The sequence below is a fragment of the Candidatus Galacturonatibacter soehngenii genome (assembly GCF_008830185.1).
In the GTDB taxonomy this organism is placed as follows: Bacteria; Bacillota; Clostridia; order Lachnospirales; family Lachnospiraceae; genus Lachnotalea; species Lachnotalea soehngenii.
Genome location: NZ_WAGX01000004.1, coordinates 311987 through 324687, shown reverse-complemented (window position 1 = coordinate 324687; position 12701 = coordinate 311987). Strand labels below are relative to the sequence as shown.

12 protein-coding genes are annotated in these 12701 nt (G+C 34.4%); all 12 read right to left on the bottom strand.

All coding sequences use genetic code 11. The features are described 5' to 3' along the window. Positions 1 to 71 precede the first annotated feature (71 nt). The gene (locus F7O84_RS04000; RefSeq protein ID WP_151142187.1) at positions 72 to 893 is read right to left on the bottom strand and encodes a PHP domain-containing protein; all 822 of its coding nucleotides are present in this window, start codon (positions 891 to 893) and stop codon (positions 72 to 74) included. Between the two features lie 9 nt (positions 894 to 902). Beyond that, positions 903 to 2135 carry an Rne/Rng family ribonuclease gene (locus F7O84_RS03995; protein ID WP_192451648.1) on the bottom strand — a complete coding sequence of 411 codons (1233 nt, stop codon included), beginning with the start codon at positions 2133 to 2135 and terminating at the stop codon, positions 903 to 905. Then, positions 2128 to 2832: a TIGR03936 family radical SAM-associated protein gene (locus F7O84_RS03990; protein ID WP_151142183.1), complete on the bottom strand. Its 705-nt coding sequence runs from the start codon at positions 2830 to 2832 to the stop codon at positions 2128 to 2130. Before F7O84_RS03990 ends, F7O84_RS03995 begins: the two co-directional genes overlap by 8 nt. Next, on the bottom strand, positions 2822 to 4681 hold the full coding sequence (locus tag F7O84_RS03985; protein ID WP_151142181.1) for a TIGR03960 family B12-binding radical SAM protein: 1860 nt from the start codon (positions 4679 to 4681) through the stop codon (positions 2822 to 2824). Before F7O84_RS03985 ends, F7O84_RS03990 begins: the two co-directional genes overlap by 11 nt. A gap of 56 nt (positions 4682 to 4737) precedes the next feature. Further along, positions 4738 to 6378, bottom strand: coding sequence for a GGDEF domain-containing protein (locus tag F7O84_RS03980; RefSeq protein WP_151142178.1), 1641 nt, complete (start codon positions 6376 to 6378; stop codon positions 4738 to 4740). Between the two features lie 61 nt (positions 6379 to 6439). Beyond that, positions 6440 to 6769: a hypothetical protein gene (locus tag F7O84_RS03975; RefSeq protein ID WP_151142177.1), complete on the bottom strand. Its 330-nt coding sequence runs from the start codon at positions 6767 to 6769 to the stop codon at positions 6440 to 6442. Positions 6770 to 6876: 107 nt separating this feature from the next. Beyond that, entirely contained in the window at positions 6877 to 8157 is a 1281-nt protein-coding gene (gene hisIE / locus F7O84_RS03970; RefSeq protein ID WP_151142175.1) for a bifunctional phosphoribosyl-AMP cyclohydrolase/phosphoribosyl-ATP diphosphatase HisIE, read from the bottom strand. A 47-nt stretch (positions 8158 to 8204) separates the two neighbouring features. Beyond that, the gene (hisB, locus tag F7O84_RS03965; RefSeq protein ID WP_151142173.1) at positions 8205 to 8792 is read right to left on the bottom strand and encodes an imidazoleglycerol-phosphate dehydratase HisB; all 588 of its coding nucleotides are present in this window, start codon (positions 8790 to 8792) and stop codon (positions 8205 to 8207) included. A gap of 24 nt (positions 8793 to 8816) precedes the next feature. Beyond that, positions 8817 to 10109: a histidinol dehydrogenase gene (hisD, locus tag F7O84_RS03960; RefSeq protein ID WP_151142171.1), complete on the bottom strand. Its 1293-nt coding sequence runs from the start codon at positions 10107 to 10109 to the stop codon at positions 8817 to 8819. A 46-nt stretch (positions 10110 to 10155) separates the two neighbouring features. Continuing rightward, entirely contained in the window at positions 10156 to 10791 is a 636-nt protein-coding gene (gene hisG / locus F7O84_RS03955; protein ID WP_192451647.1) for an ATP phosphoribosyltransferase, read from the bottom strand. A 13-nt stretch (positions 10792 to 10804) separates the two neighbouring features. After that, positions 10805 to 12049 carry an ATP phosphoribosyltransferase regulatory subunit gene (gene hisZ / locus F7O84_RS03950; RefSeq protein ID WP_151142169.1) on the bottom strand — a complete coding sequence of 415 codons (1245 nt, stop codon included), beginning with the start codon at positions 12047 to 12049 and terminating at the stop codon, positions 10805 to 10807. Between the two features lie 118 nt (positions 12050 to 12167). Then, a complete protein-coding gene (locus F7O84_RS03945) occupies positions 12168 to 12701 on the bottom strand; it encodes a Holliday junction resolvase RecU (RefSeq protein ID WP_151142167.1) in 534 nt (177 codons plus the stop codon).

Here is a 12701-nt window from a genome sequence, read left to right as displayed (position 1 = left end):
CGGTGAGTTTGCACTTCTTTGACCTCGCTGTGCGGCATACTCGTATATAATAGCATAATTATAAAGTCACGTCAATATTTTATAAATATATTTTCTATTTGCTGGGTTTCTATATAAAAATCTCCAATTTTCCCACCACTATTTGATAAAATACCATGACAGTCACTTCCTCCTGTCATGAAAAGTTGATAGGTTTTTGCATACTGTTTTATTAATTTTTGATCCTCCAATGTATTGGAGGGATGTACCAATTCAATACCTGAAAGTCCGCAGTTTACCAGTTCTTCAATTAGATAAAAGTTTTTTTGCTGCCCTGGATGAGCAAGTACTGCATTACCTCCACCTTTTACAATAGCGCAAACCAATGTTTCTGGTCTGTGATATTCTATTGTTTTGTAGGCTATCCCACCCTTTTTAAAAACCTTTTTATTAAATTCTCCAAATACTTCAGTAATCATACCTTTTTGCCAAAGTACTTGTAATATATTTTGCGTATACAAGCAGGGTTCTTGCGTAACCGCCCGCACTTCTTCTTCCGTAATATCATAGCCTAAGTCTTGTACAATTTTAATTTGCTTTCTTGTATTTTCATCCCGTTGCTCTAATACGGTTTCACAAAGCCTTTCCAGATAGGAATAATCTTTTATGTTATACCCAAGTATATGAGCGGCTTGATTTGTCTGATAATCCACCCATTCACATTCGATTCCAGAAATGATTTGAATGGGATAGGCTTTTACTAATGCTTTTTCTTGTTCTACATCAGGTATCGTGTCGTGATCTACAAAAGATACTACATCAATTCCATTTTCAATTGCTAGTTGTATCGTTTCTTGGGCAGTGTTTGAACTATCTGATCTTTGTGTATGCGTATGCAAGTCTACTTTTAACATATGAATTCCTTACTCTTTCTTGCTTATATATCCGCTTGCATGACACAAGCGACAAGGCTCCATCACTTGTTCTCTAAGTGATTTTCTCACTTTTTTTCTCGTAAGTTCTACTAGATTTAATTGACTCATTCCTACCAAATGCGTCGTAATTGGATCTTTTTTTAATATTTTATCAAATTCCTCCATCAGCTGCTTTTTGGCATCAACTTTTTCTAAGTCAATAAAATCAATTACTACAATTCCAGAAATATTTCGAATTCGAAGCTGCCTTGCAATTTCTTTAGCCGCTTCAAGATTAATCTTTAAAAAGGTTTCCTGTGTATTTTTCTTTCCTGTAAATTTGCCCGTATTAATATCAACCACCGTAAATGCTTCTGTAGGCTGAATCACTAAATAAGCACCTGACTTTAGCCATATTCTTTCTTGTGTGGCATTCTTAATTTCTGATTCTAAGTTTTTTAATTTATAAAGAGGTAATAACGAATCTTCATAAAACAAGAGATAGCGGTTTACGTCCATGTTCTGATTGGTTAAGTAGGTATGGATGTTTTGATAAATTTCTTTTTCATCGGTTACGATTTGTTCCAAGCTTTCTTCATATAGCCCCTTTAAAATAGATATATAATTGTCATCTCCCTCGTAAAGTACGCTGTAGCAGGTACGATGTTTTGCGTGATGAATCAAATGTGCAAGCTTGTTCTTTAGATTTTGGACTTCTCTTAATACATCTTCTTTTGCGGCATTTTTAATATTGGTTCTGGCAATGATTCCAAATTCTCCATCCAATTGCTCTGCAAATAACTCTTTAACCCGCTGTCTTTCTTTTAGTGAGAGCTTATTTGAAATGCCAAGCTTTTTATCACCCGCACTCACCACTACATATTTTCCTGTCAAGGTAATATTGGAAGTAAGTACAGGTTGCTTTGTTTTTATATTTTCCTTTGCTACCTGTACAATTATTTCATCGCCAATTGTTATCTTATTATTATTTTTCTTATTGATAAAAATCGGATTTTTATTATCGGTCAAAGAATAATAACACTCATATCCTTTTTCAATTTCAATAAATGCAGCCTCAATATTAGGTACCAGATTTTTTACTTTTCCAATATAGATATTATTTAAAATGGATTTTTCTTTACGATTATCACAGTCTAACAATACAAGCTTATCATGTTCAAACTGTGCTGTAACAATATAATCTGGAAGCGTTGGTATTTTGGTAATAACAACTTTATTCAATGTCCTCACCCATATTCTCTAAAGAAATTAGTTCCTTTTGATTCTCATCACCAATATTTGCATACAGTTCTTTACGATGTATCAGTAAAGAAAATTCTTTCAAATCAAAGCCAATGTAATTAGCAAACGCTTCGATTACAAGTTCTGGCTTTAAATTATTGGCACTTCCTGATGCAATCTGCATGCTGATTTTTCCATCTTTTGTAGAAATCGTATGAATCAAAGGTTTGATGTCTACTTCTTTCTCACTTTTTTTCGTCTTTTTCCATACTACGATTTCTTCCTGTGCAAAAAAAGAAGAGATTTTTTCTTCCCAATTCCCGCTTGGTGCATAGCCTTCTCGAAAACAGACTTCATAATCCGCTGCATCCACAATGGACATAGCAATTTTACTCTCTTCTGGTAATTGCTTAAAAGCAACTACTTCCATTCCCTCTACCATTGTGTCATTTAATTGCTTAAGTGCATCTTTTGTTGTAATTGGCGTATTAATCTCAATATCAATATATTCTGCATCACTTGTAATACCAACACCAAGGGGAGCTGCAAAAGACATGACCTGATGTGGGCTATATCCTCCTGAGTAGGCAATATCGATATCTGCTCGACGCATTGCTTTTTGAAAATAACGCATTACATCTAGATGTCCAACGAACTTCATAACCCCGTTCTTGCGGAACTTAATTCTAATTTTCAAAGCAAACACCTCCGTTAAATATCGTTGCCCCACATCCAGAACATCCCATGCGGCAATTTTTTGTTACTTTTTCATCCATTGCATTTTTCCATTCTCTTTTTAAGAATTCTTTTGTTACGCCCGTATCAATAAAATCCCAAGGGAACACTTCATCTAAATCTCGTTCTCTTGTCGTATAAAAATCGATATCCACACCTGTCGATTCAAATGCATCCATCCATTTTCCATAATCAAACGTTTCTGACCATGAATCATAAATACAACCGTTTTGATATGCTTGTAAAATAACTTTTCCTACTTTTCGATCTCCTCTTGCAAGGACGCCTTCTAGTACGGTCAAATCTGCTTCATGCCAATTATATTTAATGCTTTTTTGATTCAATTGCGCTTTGACTGCTTCTTTTACAATCTTAGCCTTTTCAATAAATTGCTCTTTTGTACTCATCGGCGACCACTGAAATGGTGTGAAAGGCTTTGGTACAAAGAAGGAAGTACTTGCTACAATTTGAACTTTTCCATTTCTTTGGTCTTTTGGTATTTCATAATATCTTCTTGCAATTTTATCGGATAGCTCTGCAATCCCAACCATATCTTCTTTTGTCTCTGTCGGAAGACCAAGCATAAAATATAGTTTTACACGATTCCAACCACTATCGAATGCTTTACCAGCACCTTCTATGATAATTTCTTCTGTTAAGCCCTTATTCATAACGTCTCGAAGCCTTTGTGTTCCTGCTTCTGGTGCAAAGGTAAGACTACTTTTTCTTACATCTTGTACTTTACTCATAACCTCAAGTGAAAATTCATCGATTCGAAGAGACGGTAAGGAAATATTTACTCCTTTATTTTTAAACTCTTCAATCAAGAAATTAACAAGACCTTGTAGCTGAGAATAATCACTGGAACTAAGTGAACTAAGTGAGATTTCCTCATGTCCTGTATTACGAAGCATTTCATAGGCACATTGTTTTAGCATTTCTAGACTTCTCTCACGTACTGGACGATATATCATTCCTGCTTGGCAAAAACGACACCCTCTAATACATCCTCTTTGGATTTCTAGAACAACACGATCTTGTGTTGCTTTAATAAATGGAACTACAGGCTTTCTTGGATAATACGTATCGGTCACATCCATAACAATTTCTTTACGTACACTTTTTGGTGCTTCTTCTACGATTGGACGAAACTCTAAAATAGTGCCATCTTCTTTATAGTCCACCTCATAAAAGGACGGTACATATATTCCAGGTATCTGCGCCGCCTTTTTTAAGAAATCCAGCTTACTTCCACCCTTTTTCTTGTTTTCTTTGTATGCCTCTAAAAGTGGAAAATAAGAGGTTTCACCTTCTCCAATATAAAATAAATCAAAAAAATCCGCCAATGGTTCTGGATTATAGGTACATGGTCCTCCTCCAATCACGATTGGGAATTCTTCCCCCCTCTCCTTTGCAAGAAGTGGGATTTGACCTAAATCTAATATTTGTAAAATATTTGTGTAGCACATTTCATATTGAATGGTAATCCCTAAAAAATCAAATTCCTTAATTGGATCTTGCGATTCTAATGCGAAAAGAGGAATTTGCTTCTCTCTCATAATCTTATCTAAATCTACCCATGGAGAATAAACCCTCTCACAATATACATCTTCCATGCGATTGAACATATCATACAATATTTGAATTCCTAGATGAGACATTCCAATTTCATAAACATCTGGAAAACACATTGCAAAACGAATTTCAATATCCTTTAAATCCTTTTTTACACTATTTACCTCGTTTCCAATATACCTTGCTGGTTTATCTATACTAAGAAGTATTTCATCGGTTAATGCTTGTTTTCTCATAAAATTCCTTTCTTATCTTCTTCTTTCGTGTATGTGATTTTACCAAGAATTCAACACTACATTACATCACATAATTTGCTTTCTTTATAAATATTCTTGTTATCATACATGTTCTTATCTGCTTTGTCGATTAGTTCTTTCAACGAAGCAAATTTTCCCGCTTCATACACGGCTACTCCAAAAGCCAATGAAAATTCAAATTCATTCGTTTCATTTACTGCTTTCAATAACTTTTTAAGTAACAAAATGGCGTCACAATAATTTTGAACTGTTTTGTCTTTCATAATTACTGCAAACTCATCTCCACCTATTCTATAACATTTTCCTACTTTTTCAAAGGCTTTTTTAATAATTTGTCCAGTCGTTACGATATAATAATCGCCTACACCATGTCCATGAGAGTCATTCATCTCCTTTAAATTATTCAAATCAAAAATAACATAGATTAGATTTAACTCCTTTGGGGCAAGGCAAATAAGCTTTTCATATTCTGCAATATCCTTTGTATACGCTGTACGATTATAAAGTCCTGTCATAACGTCTTTGTATGCTAGCTTTGCCATCATTTTAACCTCCGTATAACCTCTTGTTTTTTCAACATATTCTTGTATGTATTGATAAAGCATAGAAAAAACATACAGACAATAAATGTACTTTGAAAATTTGGCAATCTCGTTATGACTCATGCTAAAATAACAAAAAGAATCCAATAGTATCGTTAATAACAAGAAAACACATATTACTTTAGCAAATATCATTCTATTCTTATGAGCAATCACTCTCTTTTTGATAGCAATCAATACAAAACTATAAATCACTCCCATTATAAAAAGCAGACGTTCAAACGGAAATAAAGCTACATTGGCCTGAAGCAATTGTATCATAATACGACTGATGAAAGATACACTACATATACGAATAAGAATCTTTAGTCCCCTATCTTTTTGCAAGAAAAATAACTCTCGAAAATTAAGAAGCACTGATATCGGTAACAATACACTTATTCCATCTTGCAAAGAAACAAACACAATAGATTTATTATAAATTAACTGTAGTATATCCGTAGAAAGAAGCAATCCTGTTGAAAATAGCAACGCACATATCCCAACGTGAAAAGACATTTTTGTCTGTATTTTTTTAATAAATAAAATGGATATAAGTAAAAGTAACACTCCTATTACAAAAAGAGAACTACCCATTACAAGTTCGAAAATATTTTGAGTTACTATGTAATAAAGAAGCTGTTGGGGTTGTCCAATATATGCAAAAAGATTTCTTTCATTTGCATTGACATACTCACCTTTTAAATGAATGGTAATTTTTTTACTCTCATAGTCTGGCATTAGGTTTACAATATGATAGTAATAACCATAATTTTGGTTAAACCTTGTTCGACTTTCATAATTGCTACAATAAATCAGCTGACTTCCTACAAATACTTCCACGTTTTGAAAAGGGGTACGAAAAAGAATTGCCTGCATGTTTAAATCAGAAGGCAATGTGTGATAAAATACGGATTCTTTTTTATTGTCCAAAGTCCATCCACTATATCTGTTTATCGAGAAAGACTTAGAAGAATCCACATAAGAATCTTTTCTGCTTACTACGCAAAGAATTATTATTCCAACCAAAATACACAAAAGAAATAACAGTTCTATTAAATCATAGGAATTCTTTTTGCAATTCAATTTCATCATCACCAAACCGTTTCTATCGTACCTCTTGTTCGTTTTATTTACGGATACAGTAGAACTACTTCTACTTTGATAAATCTGTTAAGGGAATGTTCATTTGCTCAAATACTTCTTGATAGTCCATATTTTGTGCTATAATTTGGTCGATATCCTCTGCGCCAACTCCCATATACTCCATTTTATTCATACTGGAGAATACATAAAGGCCAAACAATACCAACGCAATTAGTATTCTGTACTTCATGTTACTCTTAACTCTATGACTAGTCTCGTCTAAAGGCATCGAATTATTCATGATACTATGTATGTTACTCATCGTTTTTTCATTATTTGCAGTAGCTTCTCTTAGGTTTTGAATCATGGCGACTCTGTGTTCTAACGTAGATTGTTTCAACAAAATCCCTCCAATAAATAAAGGCAGCATATAATATTACTATATTATATGCTGCCTTTATTTTAATATGACATGCAGTCGCTATTTATCCTTTATATTTGTTAAACCTATCGATTCGCTAATTCCTTTGTAATATCCTCCCATGTCACACCCTTTTCTACCATGAGAACCATAGCGTGATATAAAAAGTCAGACATTTCATACTTTATCTCTTCTGCATCTGGATTTTTTGCTGCAATTATGATTTCCGTCGCTTCTTCTCCAACTTTTTTTAGAATCTTATCAATTCCTTTCTCAAATAGATAATTTGTATAAGATCCTTCCTTTGGATTTTGTTTACGATCTTGTATCACTTGATATACTTCTTCAAATACCTTAAGTGGATTGGTTTCATTGTATTCTTTTTCTACTACCTTTTTAAAAAAGCAAGTGCGACTTCCTGTATGACATGCTGCTCCAATTTGCGAAACTTTTGCAAGCATTGTGTCACTATCACAATCCATGGTAAGCGATTTCACGTATTGAAAATGTCCAGAAGTCAAACCTTTTACCCAAAGTTCATTTCTGCTTCGACTAAAATAAGTCATTTTACCCGTTTCAATCGTTTTTCGAAAGGCCTCCTCATTCATATATGCAAGCATAAGCACTTCATTTGTTTTATAATCTTGTACAATGACTGGAATCATTCCTTCTGGGTTTTTCTTAAAATCATCCCACTTCATTTCACTTTCGAATAAATCGACTGGAATCTCTGCCAATTTACATGCAGATTTAACTCGGATTAAGTCAGTCTCTTGCTGATTTAGTAACGTAGCTCCAACTCCCACCACATTCTCATGATAGAGAGCCTTTATGATCTTTCCTAAATCAATGGTATCCATAAGTGGAATTAGTGGTGTTTTTGTATCCCTTACAATTTCTTCCATCTCTAAGTCATGGATTGTAACTATTGTATCGATATATTCTTCAATTAATTCCTTATTCTGAGTTAACTGTCTTTTTGAATCAAGGCAAACAGCTATTTTTTCTTTCCCAAAACGCTTGGATACCTCTTTTGTTAATACCACATTACTTTCCTTTGAGAAATTTAGCATCGCTTTCGTAGCACCTGCATAAAGAAGCTTTTTTACGTCTTCTACTCTTTTGATATTACCGCCTGCAATCAATGGAACTTCAATTACCCTTGCTATTTCCTTGATAATACCAATCGAGGTTTCATGCTCTGCATCATCTTTTGATAAGTCAAAAACAATGATTTCATCGGCACCATTGTCACTAAAATACTTTGCGAAAGAAACTGGGTCCAAGCTGATAGGTTCATCATTATTTTTATCCTTTACTGCCTTTCCATCTTTTATGTAAAGACAACTTATTATCTTTTTAAACATTTGGTATGTCTCCTTGTCTTATATTTTATAGCATCTTATTACTATAACTATAAACTTCCCTTGGTGGATAATACATCTTTTATTCTTTCGTCAAACTGCGTTGCTTCATCAAGTGCTTTTGCAAAAGCCTTAAACATAGCTTCAATGATATGATGATTATTGCTACCAGATAATACTTTAATGTGAAGGTTCATGCCGGCACTATAAGAAATTGCATAAAAAAATTCCTTCACCATTTCTGTATCCATATATCCTACTCTGTCCGTTGTAAACACGCCGTCAAATACAAGATAGGGTCTACCAGATAAATCGATTGCGCACAAAACCAATGTTTCGTCCATTGGTAAAATACAGCTTCCGTATCGTTTGATTCCTTTTTTATCTCCAATGGCATCTTTAATGGCTGTTCCAAGAACAATTCCAGTATCTTCTATCAAATGATGAGAATCTACTACCAAATCACCCGTTGCCGCAATTGACAAGTCAAAAAGTCCATGCCTTGCAAAGCCATCTAGCATATGGTCAAAGAAGCCTATTCCTGTTTCTATACTTGAAACGCCAACGCCGTCTAAATTTAGTTCAAGGTCAATGTCTGTTTCCTTAGTTTGTCTCTTAACTGCCCCTTTACGTTCCATTTCACTTCCTCCTTATCAAATCAACTATGATTCAAATCTTACTTTGATAGAATTTGCATGTGCGGTCAATTGTTCTGCTTCTGCAAATTTGATAATATCCTTATGAATTGGCTCTAATGCTTCTTTTGAATAGGATATGATACTGGACTTTTTCATAAAATCATCCACACCTAAAGGAGAAAAGAATTTGGCTGTACCATTGGTAGGAAGTACATGATTAGGTCCTGCAAAATAATCACCCAAAGGCTCCGAACTATATTCACCCAAAAAGATGGCTCCAGCATTTTTGATTTTTGTCATTACCGTAAAAGGATCTTTCGTTACAATTTCTAAATGTTCGGATGCAATTTCATTTGCTACATCAATTGCTTCCTCTAGGTCTTTTACTAAAAGAATATAACCATAATTGTCTAAAGATTTCTCAAGAATTTCTTTTCTGGATAAAACTGCAACAAAATCCTCCACTTCTTTTGAAACCGCTTTGGCTAACTCTTCACTTGTTGTAACCAATACAGCAGAAGCTAATTCATCATGCTCTGCCTGTGAAAGCAAATCAGCTGCAACAAATCTTGGATTAGCTGTCTCATCTGCAATTACCAATATTTCACTTGGGCCAGCAACAGAATCAATGCTTACGTAACCAAATACAGCCTTTTTAGCAAGCGCCACATAAATATTTCCTGGTCCTACTATTTTATCAACTTTTGGAATGCATTCGGTTCCAAAGGCAAGTGCTGCAATAGCCTGAGCCCCTCCTACTTTGTAGATTTCATCTGCTCCTGCTTCGTTTGCTGCTACTAAGGTATTTGGATTTACCTTACCGTCTTTTCCTGGTGGCGTCGTCATAATGATTTTCGATACTCCTGCTACTTTTGCAGGCATAATATTCATCAAAACGGAGGATGGATATACCGCTTTTCCACCAGGCACATAAACACCAACCTTTTCAAGTGGTGTAACTTTTTGGCCTAAGATAATACCATTTGGTTGACTGTCAAACCAACTGTTTTGACGCTGTTTTTCATGATAGTTTTTAATATTAATCAAAGCTTTGCGAATGACATCAATTAATTCTTGTTCAACCAAATCATAGGCTTCCTCAATTTCTTCCTTTGTAACACGTATGTTTGTAGCATCAAGCTCTACTTGATCAAATTGCTTGGTATAGGCAAAGACTGCCTTGTCTCCTTGTTTTTTCACGTCTGCAATAACTGCATTGACTGCCTCCGTGTAGGAGTCATAATTATTGGGGCTTCTTTTTAGTAAATCTTCCAGCAGACGTTTTTTACTTGCCTCATCTATTTTAATCGTTCTCACTATTTTCTCCTCCTGTAATCGTTGTATTACCTGATGCTCTTTTGCTTTATAAAAGGCTTCTTAAGTCTGTTATTAATTTGGTGATTCTTTCATTCTCCATCTTCATGCTTACCTGATTTACAACCATCCTCGCAGATAACGGACAAATTTCCTCCAGCACATCAAGTCCGTTTTCTCGTAGTGTAGAGCCAGTTTCAACAATATCAACAATCACTTCAGACAGGCCTACAATCGGTGCTAATTCAATTGAACCATTTAATTTAATAATTTCAACGGTTTGATGCTTTTTATTATAGAAATAATCTTTTGCAATGTTAGGATACTTGGTAGCTACACGAATTAGCTCATGATGTTGTAGTAACTCATTTGCAGATTTTGGTCCCGCTACACACATTCTACATTTTCCAAAGCCCAAATCAAGCACTTCAAATAACTTTCTTCCTTCTTCTAATATTGTATCTTTTCCAACAACTCCGATATCAGCCGCTCCATATTCTACATAGGTTGGAACATCAGGTGCTTTTGCAAGGAAAAATTTAAGCTTTAGCTCTTCGTTGACAAAGATTAATTTGCGTGAATCTTTATCCTTCATTTCCTCACACGTGATTCCTATTTGTTCCAACATCGCTAATGTAGTTTTTGCTAAACGTCCCTTGGCAAGGGCAAATGTTAAATATCTCATAATTTTCAGTCTCCTATTGTTCCATGGTTGATGATTTGGCGATTGCATTTACATCAATTACATCAATTTCATCTTCACTTTTTACCACCAAAACGGTCGAAGTAGCATTTCGCTTCCCATATTCTACATAATCCGATACACTTTTCTCACCCGTCATACGAATCAATTCTACCTTTTCGTTCTTCTCCCTCAGATAGTTTGCGAGAAGAATAGCATGTTTTTGTTGCTTTGCTTCGTATAACACCATTGTAATATTATGTTGTATCGGTATCTCTATGTGTTGTCTCATCAATGCAGACATTAGGGTATCTAACATAATTACAAAACCGATAGAAGGTGCCTCTTTACCAAACCAGGTAAGAAGATGATTATATCTTCCGCCTGTTGCTATAGCTTCTCCTGTTTTGTAAGTATAGGCTTTAAAAATAATACCTGTATAGTATTGATATTTACTAAGCATTCCCAAATCAAAGGAAATATACTGTTCCAGTCCATAGATTTTTAGAACTTCATATAAGCTCTCAAGCCTTTCAATGGCATGTCTAGAGCAAGCATTGCCTGCCAATTGTTTTGCCTCTGCTAAAACTTCACAAGAACCAAAAAGCTGGGGAAGTCGAAGTAGCACCTGCTTTACTTCTTCACTTATAGAAAGACTGGAAACGAGTTCTTCTACGCCAAAATAATTCTTAATCGATATTAATTCACGAAGTAAATTACTATCTTCTTCCTTTATTTTTGCCTCTTCAAGAATCCCCTTAAAAAAGTCAACTTGACCAATCTCAATTTGAAAATCTTTTAAACCAGATTCCAAAAGAGAAGAAATAACAAGCGCAATCATCTCAGCGTCTGCATCAACGGTATCATCACCAATTAATTCCGCTCCCATTTGCGTGGATTCCTTTAACTTACCTTGATATTCTGAATTATTAATAAAGGTATTGCCCAAATAGCAAAGTCTAAGAGGCAAATCCTCCTTCATATAGTATTTGGCAACACATCTTGCAATGGAAGGAGTAAAATCTGGTCTTAGAACCAAAGTATTACCCTCTCTGTCAAAAAATTTATATAAGTCTTTAGATGGAATGGTTCCAATTTCTCTACTAAATATATCAAAGTACTCAAAGGTCGGAGTTTGTATATCTTTATACCCATATAAATGAAATTGCTGATGCAATTTATTTTGTAAAATCAATTTTTTCTCACATTCTGAATTATAAATATCCCTTACACCTTCTGGGGTGTGTAATAACTTTTTCATCCTAACAAATCCTTCCTCTTGTTATTCTTATTGCAGCAAGGTCATTTCAACACTTTAGCGTGCTACCATGCTACCTTATTATCACCTTGAATTATTATAATTCATTGGAAATTTATTGTCAATCCCTCATATCTAAATCCTTTTGTATCGTTTCTAGAAAAGGAACAAACACCCCGTTTCCTGAAATAAACAAAAACTTTGTATTTAATTCATCGTATCGAAAGCTCTTTCTTCCTCCGTTTTGCATTCTACTCCAATACTTTTGCAATTCGTTATAAGACAAATAATAGTATTCATCTTTTCCTGTAAAATAAATTAATATAAAAGAAATTCCACCTTGTTTTTCAAATTCTTCCATAAACTTTACTTGATGTTCATGGATATTTTGCAAAGCAAATGTATCTTTCACACATTCCTTTGCATCAAAACAAACTGGAATTCCTTGTACGACTCCAATATAATCTACTGTACTCTTTTGCTCAAAATATGCAAGGGTAATATGACGATTCTCTTTATCAATTTTAATCGGAGTGATTGGAGTCGGGATTTTCTGAATCAGACAAAGTCCCGACTCTCTATATTTTTCTAATGTTTTATTAATTAATTCTTCTAGGGTTGAACCCCTTAGTCCTCTTGAGTTCCAAGATGGCAT